The sequence below is a fragment of the Mesorhizobium sp. CNPSo 4688 genome (genome assembly GCF_057784295.1).
Genome location: NZ_JBWLUY010000011.1, coordinates 14,693 through 29,488 on the forward strand (window position 1 = coordinate 14,693; position 14,796 = coordinate 29,488).

At 63.2% G+C, this 14,796-nt stretch carries 18 protein-coding genes and 1 pseudogene; 16 read left to right on the forward strand and 3 right to left on the reverse strand.

Features of this window, described 5'->3' with window-relative positions; genetic code table 11:
- The first annotated feature begins 8 nt into the window (after positions 1 to 8).
- Entirely contained in the window at positions 9 to 587 is a 579-nt protein-coding gene (gene pyrE, locus AC04SH_RS21470) for an orotate phosphoribosyltransferase (RefSeq protein ID WP_477234292.1), read from the forward strand.
- 47 nt (positions 588 to 634) lie between these two features.
- Here pyrE and AC04SH_RS21475 read toward each other — a convergent pair whose 3' ends face one another.
- Both AC04SH_RS21475 and AC04SH_RS21480 read right to left on the reverse strand, forming a co-directional pair.
- A complete protein-coding gene (locus AC04SH_RS21475; protein ID WP_488576544.1) occupies positions 635 to 1,036 on the reverse strand; it encodes a type II toxin-antitoxin system HicB family antitoxin in 402 nt (133 codons plus the stop codon).
- Positions 1,037 to 1,041: 5 nt separating this feature from the next.
- Positions 1,042 to 1,207, reverse strand: a pseudogene (locus AC04SH_RS21480) (type II toxin-antitoxin system HicA family toxin).
- A 121-nt stretch (positions 1,208 to 1,328) separates the two neighbouring features.
- Between AC04SH_RS21480 and AC04SH_RS21485 the strand changes: the two are divergent.
- The 9 genes from AC04SH_RS21485 (at position 1,329) to AC04SH_RS21525 (ending at position 7,800) form a co-directional block, all read left to right on the forward strand.
- The gene (locus tag AC04SH_RS21485) at positions 1,329 to 1,709 is read left to right on the forward strand and encodes a VOC family protein (RefSeq protein WP_477234298.1); all 381 of its coding nucleotides are present in this window, start codon (positions 1,329 to 1,331) and stop codon (positions 1,707 to 1,709) included.
- Between the two features lie 262 nt (positions 1,710 to 1,971).
- On the forward strand, positions 1,972 to 2,556 hold the full coding sequence (locus tag AC04SH_RS21490; protein WP_142867701.1) for a DUF2062 domain-containing protein: 585 nt from the start codon (positions 1,972 to 1,974) through the stop codon (positions 2,554 to 2,556).
- Entirely contained in the window at positions 2,553 to 2,966 is a 414-nt protein-coding gene (gene acpS, locus AC04SH_RS21495; protein ID WP_477234301.1) for a holo-ACP synthase, read from the forward strand. Before AC04SH_RS21490 ends, acpS begins: the two co-directional genes overlap by 4 nt.
- 95 nt (positions 2,967 to 3,061) lie before the next feature.
- The gene (lepB, locus tag AC04SH_RS21500; protein ID WP_112560730.1) at positions 3,062 to 3,811 is read left to right on the forward strand and encodes a signal peptidase I; all 750 of its coding nucleotides are present in this window, start codon (positions 3,062 to 3,064) and stop codon (positions 3,809 to 3,811) included.
- Positions 3,811 to 4,527, forward strand: coding sequence for a ribonuclease III (gene rnc / locus AC04SH_RS21505; protein ID WP_477234303.1), 717 nt, complete (start codon positions 3,811 to 3,813; stop codon positions 4,525 to 4,527). Before lepB ends, rnc begins: the two co-directional genes overlap by 1 nt.
- Complete coding sequence (era, locus tag AC04SH_RS21510) at positions 4,524 to 5,456, forward strand: GTPase Era (protein ID WP_477234305.1); 933 nt, start codon at positions 4,524 to 4,526, stop codon at positions 5,454 to 5,456. The genes rnc and era overlap by 4 nt, the downstream gene beginning before the upstream one ends.
- A 45-nt stretch (positions 5,457 to 5,501) precedes the next feature.
- The gene (locus AC04SH_RS21515) at positions 5,502 to 6,395 is read left to right on the forward strand and encodes an aminoglycoside phosphotransferase family protein (protein ID WP_488576545.1); all 894 of its coding nucleotides are present in this window, start codon (positions 5,502 to 5,504) and stop codon (positions 6,393 to 6,395) included.
- 102 nt (positions 6,396 to 6,497) lie between these two features.
- Positions 6,498 to 7,274 carry a DNA repair protein RecO gene (gene recO, locus AC04SH_RS21520; RefSeq protein WP_142867706.1) on the forward strand — a complete coding sequence of 259 codons (777 nt, stop codon included), beginning with the start codon at positions 6,498 to 6,500 and terminating at the stop codon, positions 7,272 to 7,274.
- A 7-nt stretch (positions 7,275 to 7,281) separates the two neighbouring features.
- Complete coding sequence (locus AC04SH_RS21525) at positions 7,282 to 7,800, forward strand: PaaI family thioesterase (RefSeq protein WP_477234310.1); 519 nt, start codon at positions 7,282 to 7,284, stop codon at positions 7,798 to 7,800.
- Between the two features lie 15 nt (positions 7,801 to 7,815).
- On the opposite strand, the gene AC04SH_RS21530 is transcribed toward AC04SH_RS21525, so the two are convergent.
- On the reverse strand, positions 7,816 to 8,280 hold the full coding sequence (locus tag AC04SH_RS21530) for an NUDIX hydrolase (protein WP_477234312.1): 465 nt from the start codon (positions 8,278 to 8,280) through the stop codon (positions 7,816 to 7,818).
- A gap of 246 nt (positions 8,281 to 8,526) precedes the next feature.
- Between AC04SH_RS21530 and AC04SH_RS21535 the strand changes: the two genes are divergently transcribed.
- The 6 genes from AC04SH_RS21535 (at position 8,527) to AC04SH_RS21560 (ending at position 14,795) form a co-directional block, all read left to right on the forward strand.
- Positions 8,527 to 11,316, forward strand: coding sequence for a DUF2339 domain-containing protein (locus AC04SH_RS21535; RefSeq protein ID WP_488576546.1), 2,790 nt, complete (start codon positions 8,527 to 8,529; stop codon positions 11,314 to 11,316).
- A 47-nt stretch (positions 11,317 to 11,363) separates the two neighbouring features.
- Complete coding sequence (locus tag AC04SH_RS21540) at positions 11,364 to 11,606, forward strand: type II toxin-antitoxin system VapB family antitoxin (RefSeq protein ID WP_477234316.1); 243 nt, start codon at positions 11,364 to 11,366, stop codon at positions 11,604 to 11,606.
- Positions 11,606 to 12,022: a type II toxin-antitoxin system VapC family toxin gene (locus AC04SH_RS21545; protein ID WP_477234318.1), complete on the forward strand. Its 417-nt coding sequence runs from the start codon at positions 11,606 to 11,608 to the stop codon at positions 12,020 to 12,022. Before AC04SH_RS21540 ends, AC04SH_RS21545 begins: the two co-directional genes overlap by 1 nt.
- A gap of 162 nt (positions 12,023 to 12,184) precedes the next feature.
- Entirely contained in the window at positions 12,185 to 12,703 is a 519-nt protein-coding gene (locus AC04SH_RS21550; RefSeq protein WP_488576547.1) for a sigma-70 family RNA polymerase sigma factor, read from the forward strand.
- The gene (locus AC04SH_RS21555; RefSeq protein ID WP_488576548.1) at positions 12,700 to 13,491 is read left to right on the forward strand and encodes an anti-sigma factor family protein; all 792 of its coding nucleotides are present in this window, start codon (positions 12,700 to 12,702) and stop codon (positions 13,489 to 13,491) included. The genes AC04SH_RS21550 and AC04SH_RS21555 overlap by 4 nt, the downstream gene beginning before the upstream one ends.
- Positions 13,492 to 13,697: 206 nt before the next feature.
- The gene (locus AC04SH_RS21560; RefSeq protein ID WP_488576549.1) at positions 13,698 to 14,795 is read left to right on the forward strand and encodes a peptidase C39 family protein; all 1,098 of its coding nucleotides are present in this window, start codon (positions 13,698 to 13,700) and stop codon (positions 14,793 to 14,795) included.
- Position 14,796: the final 1 nt, after the last annotated feature.

Below are 14,796 nucleotides of genomic sequence, written 5' to 3' on the forward strand. Positions count from 1 at the left end.
AGGGCAGGATGAATACGGACGAAGTGCTGGGCATATTCCGCGAGGCGGGCGCTGTTCTGGAGGGACATTTCATCCTGACGTCCGGCCTGCGCAGTCCGATCTTCCTGCAGAAGGCGCGGGTCTTCATGCATGCCGACAAGACCGAGCGCCTGTGCAAGGCGCTGGCTGAAAAGATCCGCAAGGCGGTGCCGGGCAAGATCGACTATATCGTCGGCCCGGCGATCGGCGGGCTGATCCCGGCCTACGAGACCTCGCGCCATCTCGGCGTCCCGGCGATCTGGGTCGAGCGCGAAGGCGGCGAGTTCCGGCTGCGCCGCTTCGAGATTGCGCCGGGATCGCGCGTCGTCATCGTCGAGGACATCGTCACCACCGGCCTGTCGATCCGCGAGACCATCGACTGTCTGCGTGAACTCGGCGCCGAAGTGGTGGCCGCCGCCTGCATCATCGATCGCTCGGCCGGCAAGACCAATGTCGGCGTGCCGCTGATCGCGCTTGCCGAATATGAAGTGCCGGCCTATCCCGCCGACCGCCTGCCGCCGGAACTGGCCGCCATACCGGCGATCAAGCCCGGCAGCCGCAACATCTGAGGGAATGCATCTCGCCCGACAGTGCGCTGGACCTTCCACAATGAAAGTCAGGCAGCCTCTTGCTGCATTGCCTTCTCCGCCGCCTTGGCGAGAAAACCAGATCGCGTATAGCCGTGAGCCTCAGCAAACGCGTCGATCCGTTGAAGAACATCAGCCGGTAGGGTGACGTTTACTCGCACCACCTTTTTAGCATCGGTTTTCACCCCAACCAGGATAGCTACGCCATCGCGATTGATCGCTGATGCCATAATCTCAGACAGAGACGAGGGCTCCGGAATTGCCTCTCCGTCCTCAACGAGTCCTTCGATGTGGAAGGCAAGGGCTTCTTCGGCCATGCCTCGGGCGTCGTCCAAGTTTTCACCCGCCGTAACCAGGCCGGGAAAATCAGGAAAAGAGACGCCAAAGTCGCTTTCAGCATCCTTATGGATAAGTCCGATATACTGCTGCACGGGTCTCACCTCAGTTTCAGTCCGGATTGTTTTTCGATGCTGCGCAGGGTGCCGATGTGGTACGGTGACCCGTCCCGGTTTGTCGTGCTTGAATTGAGCATGACTGCCTTTTCGAGCAACTTCAAACCAACCATCGGCAACCAACTTTACAATCACGTCGGCACTCTTCATGTGTGTATAAATACACACCAATGCCGTACGATGTCAATGAAAACCGGTCTGGTAGAAGATGAAGGTCGTTCGAAAGTGTGCGGCGGTTTTGGAGCAACGACATGCATAAGGGAAAAACACTATGATCGCCGGTATCGATCATTTCGTGCTGACGGTCCGCTCTGTGGAGGCCACCTGCGCGTTCTATCAGCGCGTGCTTGGCCTGAAACGTCTCGACGAGCCGAACCGGCCGACGGCGCTGCTGTTCGGGTCGCAGAAGATCAACCTGCATGAAGTCGGTCGCACTTTTGAGCCGAAAGCCAAGACGCCGACTGCCGGGTCCGGCGATTTCTGTCTGGTCGCCGCCAGGCCGCTTGCCGAGATCTGTGGCAGCCTGGAGGCCAATGGCGTGGCAGTAGAAGTCGGTCCGGTCGAACGTACCGGTGCTCGCGGCCCAATGATGTCGGTCTATTTTCGCGATCCGGACGGCAATCTGGTCGAAGTCAGCGAATATCGGGAATAGTCTATCCGCCTCGGCGTCGTCTTCGCGGGCGGGCCTTATCGTCGTTATCTAACCTCTCACCTGAGGTCGTCCTCAGTTTCGCCCCAATAGCGCTCTTTTACAGGACTGCGGCAGACCAGCGCGGCGGCGTTTCGTTGTTCCGGGGCAAGGCAGTCGCTATATTAAAGTCGTTGTTGCCTTTCTGCGCCCTCGAAGCGCAAGATAGACCTATCGCGCCTGGCCTGTGATGGTTGGGGCGTTGCTGAACGGGAATTGAAACAGAGTGCTTTTTCGACGCCGCAAGCCTGATGGCCTGTTGGAGCGGGTGCGTACCTATCTGTGGCCGCGCCGCTCGTTTTCCCGCTCGTTGCAGTATTTCTCCAAGCGCATCCTCAGGCTGAAGGCCACGCCACACGCAGTCGCGGCCGGCGTCGCGGCCGGCGTGTTCGCCTCTTTCTTCCCGCTCGGCTTCCATTTCGCCGTCGCCGCCGTGCTCTGCTGGGTAATCGCCGGCAATCTGGTGGCCGCCGCCCTCGGCGCGGTATTCTTCGGCAATCCGCTGACTTTCCCGCTGCTGTGGGGGGCGTCCTGGGAAGTCGGCAAGCTGATCCTGCATGAGCGCCTGCCCAAGAACGGACCACCCGCGCATCTCGGCGAAATGATGCACACGCTGTCGTTTGCCAAACTGTGGCACCCGATCCTGGAGCCGATGCTGATCGGCGCTGTGCCGCTCGGGCTGGTCTTCGGTCTCATCTTCTACGGCATCACCCGCTGGGGCATGACCGCCTTTCGCGAGCAGCGCCGGAAGCGCATGGCCGAACGGGCGCACAAAGCCGGCCACGGCGGACGGGAAGTTCCGGCCGAATGATCATCGGCATCGGCAGCGACCTGATCGACATCAGACGCATTGAAAAGTCGCTGGAACGGCATGGCCAGCGTTTCATCCAGCGCATCTACACCGAGGTCGAGCAGGCCCGCTCCGAGGGCCGTGGCGGGCGTGCCGCCTCCTATGCCAAGCGCTTCGCCGCCAAGGAAGCCTGCGCCAAGGCGCTCGGCACCGGCCTGGCGGAAGGTGTGTTCTGGCGCGATATGGGGGTTGTCAACCTGCCCAGCGGCAAGCCGACCATGGCGCTGACCGGCGGGGCGGCCGCGCGGCTGGCCAAAATCCTGCCGCAGGGACACAAAGCGGCGATCCACCTCACAATCACCGATGATTTCCCGCTTGCTCAAGCCTTTGTGATCATCGAGGCGCTGCCCGCCGAACAAGCGCCACATTGATTGCATCTGACGACCAGCGATTATATCTAGCGCTGGCATGACGTTGCCCAGCGCGCGCCGAGACTCTATACCATCCAAGCACAATCGAGGACGACATGAGCGTGGCTGAAAAATCCGAGAAGAAATCCGGCGGGCTTGGCGAAATCGTCAGCGTCATCATCCAGGCTTTGCTGCTGGCCATGGTCATCCGCACGCTGCTGTTCCAGCCCTTCTCGATCCCGTCGGGATCGATGCGGCCGACCTTGCTCGAAGGCGACTATCTCTTCGTCACCAAATGGTCCTATGGCTTCTCGCGCTATTCGCTGCCGTTCGGGCCCGACATCTTTTCGGGCCGCATCTGGGGTTCCGACCCGAAGCGTGGCGACGTGGTGGTGTTCAAGTTCCCGCCGGATCCGTCGCTCGATTACATCAAGCGCGTCGTCGGCCTACCCGGCGACCGGATCCAGATGAAGGACGGCCAGCTGTTCATCAACGGCCAGGGCGTTCCGCGTGTGAAGACCGGCCAGATCCAAAATCCCGATATCACGGAAGTGCCTGAGCCGGTCGACGTCTATCGCGAGACTCTGCCCAATGGCGTCAGCTACGACACGCTCGACCTGACACCGAATTCGATCACCGACAACACCCGCGAGTTCGTCGTGCCGCCCGGCAACTATTTCATGATGGGCGATAACCGCGACAATTCCTCCGACAGCCGCCTGAGCGTCGGCTACGTACCGGCTGAAAACCTGGTCGGCCGCGCCAACATCGTTTTCTTCTCGATCGCAGGCAAGGCGAGCCCGCTCGAGATCTGGAAATGGCCGTCGCTGGTGCGCCTGTCGCGCATGTTCCATTTCGTAAATTGATGGCTTTGAAGCGCCCGACCGGTGGAACTCTGGCCGATTTGGTGAAAGCCAGAACCGGCCATTCCTTCCGGGATGTCCGTTTGCTCGAGACCGCGCTGACCCATTCCAGTGCGGTCAGGGCCAACAGCAACAACCAGCGCCTCGAATTCCTCGGCGACCGAGTGCTCGGCCTGATCGTTGCCGACCTGCTTTTCGAAAAATTTCCCGAAGCGCCGGAAGGTGAGATCGCCCCTCGCTTCAATGCCCTGGTCGATGCGCGGACATGCTCCGAGATCGGCATTGAAATGCAGCTGGAAGATCTGGTCCGCGCCGACGCCGCCTTGAAGGCGCGCTCGCGCGGCTCGGGCGGAAACTATCTGGCGGATGCGGTCGAGGCGCTGATCGCGGCGGTCTATATCGATGGCGGCCTCGATGCCGCCAGGCAATTCGTCCTGCGATACTGGGAACCGCGCTCGCAAAAGGTCGTGGCAAAGCCGCCCAATCCGAAATCCGACCTGCAGGAATGGATCGCCAAGAGCAGCGATGTCAGGCCCGAATACGCGATCGAAAAACGCGAAGGACCTGAACACCAACCGGTCTTCACGGTGTCCGTGAAGGTCACTGGTTTTGCCCCGGCAAGCGGCATGGGCGGCTCTCGCCGTGCAGCCGAAGAAGCGGCGGCATCGGCATTTCTTGTGCGCGAAGGCATCTGGGCCAACCAAGGGAGTGCGGCATGACCGCCAGCGAAGACCTCCCTCCGGCAGCGGAAACCCCCGCCACCCATTCCGGCTTCGTCGCCCTGATCGGCGCCCCCAATGCCGGCAAGTCGACGCTGGTCAACCAGCTGGTCGGCGCCAAGGTGTCGATCGTCACCCACAAGGTGCAGACCACCCGCGCCATCGTGCGCGGCATCGCCACGCACGACAATGCGCAGATTGTCTTCGTCGACACACCCGGCATCTTCAAGCCGAAGCGGCGGCTCGACACAGCCATGGTGACCACCGCCTGGGGCGGCGCCAAGGACGCCGATATCGTGCTGCTCTTGATCGATGCCGAGCGTGGCATCCGGGGCGACGCCGACGCCATCCTCGAGCGGCTGAAGGATGTCCGCCAGCCGATGGTGCTGATCCTCAACAAGGTCGACCGGGTCAAGCACGAGGCGCTGTTGGCACTGTCCGCGGCAGCGAACGACAAAGTGCCGTTCAAGCGCACCTTCATGGTCTCGGCGCTTACCGGCTCCGGCTGCAAGGATTTGCTCGATTACCTCGCGCAGGCGCTGCCAGTCGGCCCCTGGTACTATCCGGAGGATCAGATCTCCGACCTGCCGATGCGCCAGCTGGCAGCCGAGATCACGCGCGAAAAGCTGTATTTGCGGCTGCATCAGGAGTTGCCCTATTCCTCCCATATCGAGACCGAAAAATGGGAAGAGAAGCCGGACGGCTCGGTGCGCATCGACCAGACCATCTATGTCGAGCGCGACAGCCAGAAGAAGATCGTGCTCGGCCACAAGGGCGAGACGATCCGCGCCATCGGGCAGGCCGCGCGCATGGAGATAGCAGGCATCCTCGAACAGAAGGTGCACCTGTTCCTGTTCGTCAAGGTGCGCGAGAACTGGGGCGACGACCCCGAGCGCTACCGCGAGATGGGGCTTGAGTTTCCCCACTGAGCTTCGTCGTCTAGAACTGCCGCCCCGGCAGTTTGAGACGACGATATGAGTGACCCAAAACTGACCATCGATACCGATCTGGTGCGTCGGTTGATGATTACGCAGTTCCCGCAATGGCGGCATCTGCCGGTGAGTCCGGTGGCATCAGGCGGCTGGGACAATCGTACCTTCCATCTCGGCGATGAGATGACCGTGCGCCTGCCAAGTGCCGCGCCGTATGCGCTGCAGGTCGAAAAAGAGCACCGCTGGCTGCCCAGGCTGGCGCCGCTTCTGCCGCTGCCAATCCCGGTGCCTCTGGCGATGGGCGAGCCGGGGGAGGGGTACCCTTGGGATTGGTCCGTCTACCGCTGGATCGAAGGCGAAACCGCCAAGACTGCCGAAATCGCCGATATCAGGCAGTTTGCGGTCACGTTGGCCGATTTCCTCATCGCCCTGCGAGAGATCGATCCGGAGGGCGGGCCGGCTGCGGGCCAGCACAATTTCTTCCGCGGTGGACCGCTGAGTGTGTATGACAACCAGACAAGGGAAGCACTGCAGGCGCTGCAGGGGCAGATCGACACCGAGTCGGCCACCCGTGTCTGGAACGCGGCTCTTGCCTCCACCTGGCATGGTTCGCCCGTCTGGTTTCACGGCGATGTTGCCTGGGGCAATCTTCTGGTTGAAAACGGCCGCTTGAGCGCCGTCATCGACTTCGGTACTTCCGGCGTCGGCGATCCCTCCTGCGACCTGGCGATCACCTGGACGTTCTTCGAAGGTGAAAGCCGGGAAGCGTTTCGCGCCGCCATCGACGTCGATGAGGCGACCTGGGCGCGCGGCCGCGGCTGGACGCTGTGGAAGGCGCTGATCACCGTTGCCGGCCACGACGCCAACCAGGCCGAGGCCGAAAGATCCCGGCGCGTGATCGATGAGGTGCTGGCCGACCACAGGAAGTTCGCATGACCGTGGTATTTTGACTACGCGTCGGCCGTCCAATGTCAGTACAGATCGCGCGTCTCCGCCCAATCCTTGATTTCGCCTCCCAATCGGTGAAAAGCTCGATCCATGGAATGGCGCGACGAGGGAATCATTCTCGGCACTCGTAAGCATGGCGAAACCAGCGCCATCCTTGAGGTGATGACGCGCGCGCATGGCCGCCATCTCGGCTTGGTGCGCGGCGGCCGCTCGCGCAAGCAGCAGCCGGTGCTGCAGCCCGGCAACCGCGTCGACCTGTTGTGGCGGGCCCGCCTCGACGAGCATCTCGGCACCTTCCAGGCCGAGGCGATCGAGATGAATGCCGCGCGGCTGATGGACAGCGCGGTGGCCGTCTACGGGCTGCAGACCATGGCCGCGCATCTGAGGCTCCTGCCGGAGCGCGACGCTCATGGCGGCCTCTACGAGACGCTGGCGGTGATGATTGCCCATCTCGACGATGCCGACGCCGCCGGTGAACTGGTGGCGCGCTTCGAACTGCTCATCCTCGACGAACTCGGCTTCGGCCTCGATCTCAGCCAGTGCGCGGCGACCGGCGCCCGGCAGGATCTGGCCTATGTCTCGCCGAAATCCGGCCGCGCCGTGTCGCGCCAGGCCGGCGCGCCATGGCGCGACAAGATGCTGGCGCTGCCGGCCTTCCTGCAGCGCGGCTCCGGTCTGCGCGCCGATCAGGCGGCACTCGAGGATGCGTTCCGGCTGACCGGTTTCTTCTTCACCCGCCATGTCTACGAGCCGCGCGGCATGGAACAGCCAGACGCGCGCGCCGGTTTTCTCGCCGCCTTGCGCAAGCATCATTCGGGCGGCAAGGCCGCCGCAACAGCAGGCGCCCTCCCAGAAATCACGACGTGAGAATCATATGAGCGAAGTCGAACTTTATCCCGGCCGGGTGTCGCCGCTTGGCCTCGGCACCATTCCGCATGGCGACCTGCTCGAATATAGCGGCATCGACCTTTTGCAGCGCATCATCGACGGCAAATATCCGGCGCCGCCGATTTCCTTCCAGCTGAATTTTACCCTGACCGAAGTGTCGGAGGGTCGCGCGGTGTTTCGCGGCGTGCCGAGCGAGCGCCATCTCAACCCGTTGGGCGGCGTGCATGGCGGCTGGGCGGCGACGCTGCTGGATTCGGCGCTCGCCTGCGCAGTACAGACGTTGCTTGAGAAGGGCGAGGCCTACACGACGGCGGAGTTCAAGGTGAATTTTACGCGGCCGATCACGCCAAAGACCGGCGAAGTGATCTGCGAGGGCAAGATCGTCCACAAGGGCCGCACGCTGGCGGTGTCGGAAGCGACGCTGAAGGATGTGCAGGGCAAATTGCTGGCCTTCGGCACCGAGACGTGCTCGATCTTTCCAGCCGCCAATCTGGCGGCGCGCTGAGGAAGGCGGCTTGGCTCAGCCGGCTTTGCGCCGTTCCATGAAATCATCGAGGATGGCGCGCTGACCGCTGAGGATCTTGATTCTGGCTTCAGCCAACGAAAACCAGCCGGCTTTGTCGACTTCGGGGAATTCCTTCATCGAGCCGGACCTCGGTGGCCATTCCATGCTGAACATGTTGCTTTTGACGGCATCGGCGTCGACATCGGCTTCGACGCTCCAGGCGATGACGATCTTGCCGCCGGGTTGCCGATAGCTGCCGACAGGCTCGAAATCGCCTTCGACAGCTATGCCGAGTTCTTCCCCGGCCTCGCGCCGGGCTGCTGCCAGTTCATCCTCGTTCTCTTCGATGAGACCCTTGGGGATAGACCACGCACCCTCGTCCTTCCTTGCCCAGAACGGGCCGCCGGGATGGATGAGCAGAAACTCGAGAATGCCGGCCTTTGTCCGGTGAATCAGCAGCCCCGCGCTTCGTTTCGGCATTCGGTTTTCCTCGTAGCTCATCTGAGGATAGCATGGCTTCCTGGCAAGTAGCGGCGGCGCCATTCCTGACCTTCCGAGATGATGAGTGAGGATAACGGCTGTAGACCGCTGGAATTTGCCGACGAAACATGCTCGATGATTTATGGTCGGTCACCAATGCGGTGGCGTGACTTGATTGGCTGTCCGGGTTGGCCGTGTGGCCGCCGCAATTGTCAGTGAAAACGGGCCTGGTTTGGGGGAACCGCCATGTTTGAGAGCCTGATCGGCGCTGTCGTTGTCATCGTGCTTTTCGTCATCGTGCTACGCCAGCAGGGCCGCATCGGCCTGATCGAGCGCGAACTCGGCGCGCTGCGCAGCCTGGTTCTGTCCGGCGTGACTGTTGCCGCGCCCGCTGCCAAGGCGGTTGAGGCGGCTGCAAATGACAGCGTGCCGGCGGATGCCGCTCAGGCCACCGCAGCGATTGCCGACATGGCTTCGCCAACAGTAGCCGAAGCGGCGCAGGCAGAGACGCCGGCCGCGGCGACCGAAGCGGCACAGGCACCGGCTGCGACTGCCGAAGCGGCCACCAGCGAGCCCATGCCGGAACTGTCAGCAGCGGCCAAGGCGGCGTTGACCGGATCCGCGCCGGCTGCCACCGCGAAAGCAGCTCGCCAGTCCGAAGTCGAAACGGCGCTCGGCACACGCTGGGCGGTCTGGGTCGGCGGCATTGCACTGGCCTTGGGCGGCCTGTTCCTGATCCGCTACACCATCGAGGCCGGCATTTTCGGCCCGGAAGTGCGGCTTGCCCTGGCGGCATTGCTCGGTCTGGTGCTGATCGGCGGCGGCGAGTTCATCCGCCGCACGGGCTTCAAGGTCCCGGTAGAAGGAGTGGCTGGCGCCTACATCCCGGCGATCCTGACGGCCGCCGGCGCTTTCATCCTGTTCGGCACGGTCTATGCCGCCCATGCCGTTTACGGCTTCGTCGACCCGGCCTTCGCCTTCACCGTGCTTGGCGCCATAGGCGTGGCAACGATTGTCGCCGCTCTCGTCCACGGCCAGGCACTGGCCGGCATCGGCCTTGTCGGCTCAATGGCAACGCCGGCGCTTGTGACCTCGCAGGCACCCAACCCATGGGCGCTGTTCATCTATCTCGCCATCGTGCTTGCCGCCACCGCGGTGATCGCCCGCATGCGCGACTGGAAATTCCTGATCGGGGCGGCCTTCTTCGGCACCGGCGCCTGGACCATCGCCTACATGATGGCTGCGCCCGGCACCGACCTTGCCGTCATCCTGTTCATCGACGCGGTGACGCTGGCTGCACTTGCCTTTGTCTGGCTGGGCAGCCGTGGCGGTGAAGCGGAAACCGCAAGGAACGGTTTCGACTGGCCCTCGATCGTGCCTGGTGTCTTCGTTGCGTTTTCAGCACTTGGCCTGTCCGTCGACATGACACTTGTCGCCGCCGGCGGCGCCTTGCCGGGCGCAACCGTCCTCGTTGCCCTTGTCGCCACCGCACTCTACCGGCCGCGCGCTTTGCCCCTGCTTCATACCGCCGGTGTGGTGAGCGTGATGATCTATCTCGGCATCATTCCGCCCGCCACCATCGGCTCAGACTTAGCCCAGGGAAATATTGGCTTTGACGGCATGCCGGTGACGGCCGGAAACCCGTGGACGCTGCACATCGGCATCGGTCTCGGCCTGGTCTTCATCGGCGCCGGTTTCTGGGCCGCCTGCCGCTTCGCCGCCACCGCGCAAGTTCGCGCGGCGTGCTGGGCGGCATGGGGCGTGGCCGCGCCGCTGGTCATCCTGCTGGCGCTTTGGTTCGCCTACGGCAATCTCGACCGCGATCTTGCTTACGCCGCCGTCGCTGCCCTTCTGGTTGTCGTCTTCGCCGCCGGCGGCGAGTGGATCGCGCGTGCCGAACAGCCGCCGCTCAAGGGCGATGTCGCCGTCTCCTTCGCGCTGTGCGGCTCGGCTCTGGCCGGCCTTCTGATGCTGCATATGGCCTTCGGTTCCGGCTGGACGACCATTCTCGCCGGCGTTGCCGCCATCGTGCCGGCGCTGGCGACGCGCTGGCGCTCCTATCTGGTGCTCGGCTGGATTTCGGTCGGCGCGGCTGTCGCCGTGCTTGGCCGCGTTGCTTTCGATCCGACCATCGTCGGCGCCGAATTTCTGACGACGACGCCGGTGTTCAACTGGCTGCTGCCGGGCTATGGCGTGCCGGCGCTGGCCTTCGGCTTTGCCGCTTGGCAATTGGCCCGTACCACAAATGGCCGGCCGCGCCTTGCCATGGAGGCGGGTGCAGCCCTTTTTGCGCTGCTCACCATCGCCATGCTGGTGCGCCACGCCATGCATGGCGGCGTCATCGACACCGGCCCGGTCACGCTCGCCGAACAGGCGATCTACACGCTGATCGCCATCGGCGCCGGCGCCATGCTGGTCGCCGTCGACATGCGCTCGCCAAGCTCGGTACTCCGCTACGGCTCGATGGCCGCCGGCGTGGTCTCGGTCGCCTTCATCGTCTTCCAGCATTTCCTGGTGCTGAATCCGCTGTTCACTGACGAATCGACCGGCCAGATCCCGGTGTTCAACCTGTTGTTCCTGGCCTATCTCCTGCCGGCCATCGCCGCCGGCGGGCTGGCGCTCTATGCCAGGGACAAGCGGCCGCCATGGTATGCGCAGATGCTGGCGGTGGTCGCGGCACTGCTTGTTTTTGCCTACGCCACACTGTCGGTCAGGCGCGTGTTCAAGGGCGAGTTCATCGGCCTGTGGAGCGGCCTCGGCCAGCTCGAGACCTACACCTATTCGGCGCTCTGGCTGGTCATCGGCGTCGTCCTGCTCACCGCCGGCGTCTGGCTGAAATCGCAGGTGCTGCGCATTGCCTCGGCGGCGCTGATCGCGATTGCCGTGGTGAAAGTCTTCCTGTTCGACATGTCGGAACTGGAAGGCGTGCTCAGGGCCCTGTCCTTCATCGGCCTTGGCGCCGTGCTGATCGGCATCGGGCTGTTCTACCAGCGGCTGCTGACGCGGGCGGCGAAGGAGAGCGTTCCGGAATCTTGATGGAATATCCAGGATGGGATATATAGATATCCATCGGAGGATATTCCATGCCGCTCTATATACGTGACGACGAAGTGGATGCGCTGGCCACCAGATTGCAGCGTGAGACGAACGCTCCGAGCAAGACGGAAGCTGTGCGGATTGCGCTTGTCCACGAACTCGAACGCAACCGCGCCGCTGTGCCGCTACGCGACCGGATCGCCAGTCTTCAGGACAAGGCCAGGCAGCTTGGCCTGCCCAATCCCGATTTCGATATGAAGAAATTTACCGATGAGATGTGGGAAGACTGATGTTTGTTGACGCATCAGTGATCGTCGCAATTCTCAACCAAGAGGCGGGGTGGGAGGAATTGCTGAAGCGGCTTTCCGGTTTTTCCGGGCAGGTCCGTGTTTCGCCGTTGGTGCACTTCGAAGCAACACAGGCGCTGGCACGCGCCGGCGCCGGGTCACGCAAACCCAGCGCCGAAGCCCTTCTCCACGCTCGCGATCTGGTCGATGAGTTCATTGTGGAGGTCATGGGAGAGAGTCTGGCCATCGACGACGACATCGGCTCTCGGGCCATTGACGCTAGTGCCCGTTACGGCAAAGCTGTTGGACACAAGGCGGATCTGAATCTCGGAGACTGTTTCGCCTATGCCTGCGCGAAAAGCCGCGATCTTCCGCTGCTCTACAAGGGCAATGATTTCGCACTGACTGATTTGGGATAATTCGGCTTTCTTGTTGATTGCCGGGAATAATTTGGCCAATCCTCTCGTTATCTCATTGCTTGGGTGGCCGGGGCGGCAGACCGCTTCGCGCTGGCTGCTTGCGCCGCGCCGGGAAGGCGCGTTCAATCGGGTTAAACAAGGGCGACCTCAGAACCAGCGGTCATGGACGAAAAGAAGGCAGCAATCCTTGGTGAAATACCGCGCCTGCGCCGCTACGCACGCTCGCTTCTGCGCGACCACGATTCCGCCGACGATCTCGTCCAGGATTGCCTCGAACGGGCGCTCTTGCGGCTCGAGAGCTGGCAGACAGGAGAGAGCCCCCGGAGGTGGCTGTTTACGATCATGCATCATTTGTTCATCGATCAGATGCGCAAGGTGAACCGGCGCGGTGAGGCGGCGATCCTGCCGCTCGACGCAAACGAGGCGCAGGCAGTCCCCGCCGAGCAGGCGGAGAACGCCGCCTCGCGCGAGATCATTGACGCTCTGCAGGCGATCAGCCCCGACCGCCGCGCCGCCCTGGTCATGGTCGCCATCGAAGGATTTTCCTATGCCGAGGCCGCCAACATTCTCGGCGTGCCCGCCGGCACACTGATGTCGCGCATAGCGCGCGGGCGCGAGGAACTGCGCAGCCTGCTCGACGACACCGCGCGCCGCCGCTCGATAAGGATCGTCGAGAAATGACCCGCCGCGATTTTTCCGAACGCGATATCCACATGGCCCTCGACGGCGAGCTGCCGGGCGACGAGCGCGCCGCCTATGACGCCTGGATCGACGCCAATCCCGAAATGAAGGCGAAAAGCGCCCGCTACACCGCCGACCGCGCCGCGCTACGCGCCGCCTTTGCCGGCGTGCTCGACGAGCCCGTGCCGGCGCTGTTCAAGCAGATCGTGCTTGGCGAGGGCCCGACCAAAGTGGCTGCGCGGCATTCGCGCTGGTGGCTTGCGGCCGCAGCGGCCGCGGTGCTCGTCGTCGGCGGTCTTGGCGGCTATTTTGCCGGCATCGACGGTATCGGCAGGGATGACGGGGCAGACGACCAGCTGGCTGAAGAGGCGATCGCCGCCCATGTCATCTATGCCGCCGAACAACGCCATGCGGTGGAAGTGCCGGCCAGCGACAAGGATCATCTGCAGACCTGGCTGTCCAACCGCATCGGCCTGAAACTGGTGGCGCCCGATCTGGTGGCGGAGGGCTTCCAACTGGTTGGTGGCCGGCTGCTGCCCGCCGGCCAGGGCAAGGCCGCCATGCTGCTTTACGAGGACGCCAAGGGCCAGCGCATCTCCCTGTTCGTTACCGCTGATTCCTCGGCCAAGTCCAAGGGTACCTACATGGCCGACGCCGACGGTCCCGAGGCGGTCTACTGGCTAGACAAGGGCTATGCCTGCGCCGTCGTCGGCTCGCTGCCGCGTGAGCAACTGGCTGCGGTCGCCAAGCGCGCCTACGGCCAGCTTCTGGCGGGTCTCGCCAGTTGAGCGCATTCCGTTTTCGCGTCATGCACCGGGGCGGCGGCGCACTTCGCGGTGCCGCTCCCATCGCCCCCCACTCGCGGCGGAACCTGTCACAATTCGGCCCTATTCAAGGTGCGATAGCGCTTGGCTGATATCGGCGTTTCGGCTGATGTTTGCGACGTGTTCGACCGGGGCTTTCCACCCACTCAATCGAGGTTTTCTGAACCCGCATGCCTGCCGAGATTCGCAAGGCCCGCGCGTCCGACGTCGATGACCTCGCCGCCATCGAGAAGGCGGTTTTTTCCAGTGACCGCATTTCCCGGCGTTCCTTTCGCCTGTTGATCGAACGCGAGACCGCCGAGATGCTGGTCGCCGAAAGCGATGGCCGCGTCGCCGGCTACGCCGTCGTGCTGTTTCGCAAGGGCAGCGGCGTCGCGCGGCTCTATTCGCTTGCCACCAGCCCGTTTTTCAGTGGTCGCGGCACTGGCCGCATGCTGCTTGCAGCGGCCGAAGAGGCCGCCTTCGAACACGACCGCATGATGCTGCGCCTCGAAGTGCGCGAGGACAATCTTCGCGCCATCCGCATCTATGAGCAGAGCGGCTACCGCAAGATCGGTCGCGAACCCGACTATTACGAGGATGGCGAGACGGCGCTGCGCTACGAAAAGACCTTGCGCGGCGATATTCCCGTCGCCACCAAAGTGCCGTTCTACCAGCAGACCTGCGAATTCACCTGCGGCCCATGCTGCCTGATGATGGCGATGGCCAATTTCGATTCCGGCTTCGTGCCCGATCCGGTCATGGAAATCCGCCTGTGGCGTGAGGCGACGACGGTGTTCATGATGTCAGGCCCTGGCGGCTGCGAGCCGTTCGGCCTTGCGGTGGCAGGCCACGAAAACGGGCTAGCGGCGGAAATCTTCGTGTCCTTCTATGGCGCGCTGTTCCTGCAGTCGGTGCGCAGCGAGGACAAGCGCCGGGTGATGGAACTCGCCCAGGTCGACTTTCGCCGCCGCGCGGAACAATACGGCGTCCCGGTGAATTACCGTTCATTCGCCATCGACGACATCCGTGGCGCTTTGGCCGAAGGCAAACTGGTGCTGGTGCTGATCAGCGGTTTCCTGATGTTCGGCAAGAAGGTGCCGCATTGGGTGCTGGCCATCGGCGATGACGGCGATCACATCCTGATCCACGATCCCTGGGTCGAGGACGAAAGACAGGAGACCATCCTCGATGCCGCAAACATTCCCGTCCCCTACGGCATCTTCATGAACATGGCGCAATTCGGCCGCGACGGACTGCGTGCTGCCATCACTCTTGGGAAACGCTGAT

Excerpts from the sequence above, each read along its gene's own strand:
- pyrE (WP_477234292.1), top strand. The coding sequence starts at position 9 with ATGAATACGGACGAAGTGCTGGGCATATTCCGCGAGGCGGGCGCTGTT.
- AC04SH_RS21485 (WP_477234298.1), top strand. The coding sequence starts at position 1,329 with ATGATCGCCGGTATCGATCATTTCGTGCTGACGGTCCGCTCTGTGGAG.
- acpS (WP_477234301.1), top strand. The coding sequence starts at position 2,553 with ATGATCATCGGCATCGGCAGCGACCTGATCGACATCAGACGCATTGAA.
- lepB (WP_112560730.1), top strand. The coding sequence starts at position 3,062 with ATGAGCGTGGCTGAAAAATCCGAGAAGAAATCCGGCGGGCTTGGCGAA.
- rnc (WP_477234303.1), top strand. The coding sequence starts at position 3,811 with ATGGCTTTGAAGCGCCCGACCGGTGGAACTCTGGCCGATTTGGTGAAA.
- era (WP_477234305.1), top strand. The coding sequence starts at position 4,524 with ATGACCGCCAGCGAAGACCTCCCTCCGGCAGCGGAAACCCCCGCCACC.
- AC04SH_RS21515 (WP_488576545.1), top strand. The coding sequence starts at position 5,502 with ATGAGTGACCCAAAACTGACCATCGATACCGATCTGGTGCGTCGGTTG.
- recO (WP_142867706.1), top strand. The coding sequence starts at position 6,498 with ATGGAATGGCGCGACGAGGGAATCATTCTCGGCACTCGTAAGCATGGC.
- AC04SH_RS21525 (WP_477234310.1), top strand. The coding sequence starts at position 7,282 with ATGAGCGAAGTCGAACTTTATCCCGGCCGGGTGTCGCCGCTTGGCCTC.
- AC04SH_RS21530 (WP_477234312.1), bottom strand. The coding sequence starts at position 8,280 with ATGCCGAAACGAAGCGCGGGGCTGCTGATTCACCGGACAAAGGCCGGC.
- AC04SH_RS21535 (WP_488576546.1), top strand. The coding sequence starts at position 8,527 with ATGTTTGAGAGCCTGATCGGCGCTGTCGTTGTCATCGTGCTTTTCGTC.
- AC04SH_RS21540 (WP_477234316.1), top strand. The coding sequence starts at position 11,364 with ATGCCGCTCTATATACGTGACGACGAAGTGGATGCGCTGGCCACCAGA.
- AC04SH_RS21545 (WP_477234318.1), top strand. The coding sequence starts at position 11,606 with ATGTTTGTTGACGCATCAGTGATCGTCGCAATTCTCAACCAAGAGGCG.
- AC04SH_RS21550 (WP_488576547.1), top strand. The coding sequence starts at position 12,185 with ATGGACGAAAAGAAGGCAGCAATCCTTGGTGAAATACCGCGCCTGCGC.
- AC04SH_RS21555 (WP_488576548.1), top strand. The coding sequence starts at position 12,700 with ATGACCCGCCGCGATTTTTCCGAACGCGATATCCACATGGCCCTCGAC.
- AC04SH_RS21560 (WP_488576549.1), top strand. The coding sequence starts at position 13,698 with ATGCCTGCCGAGATTCGCAAGGCCCGCGCGTCCGACGTCGATGACCTC.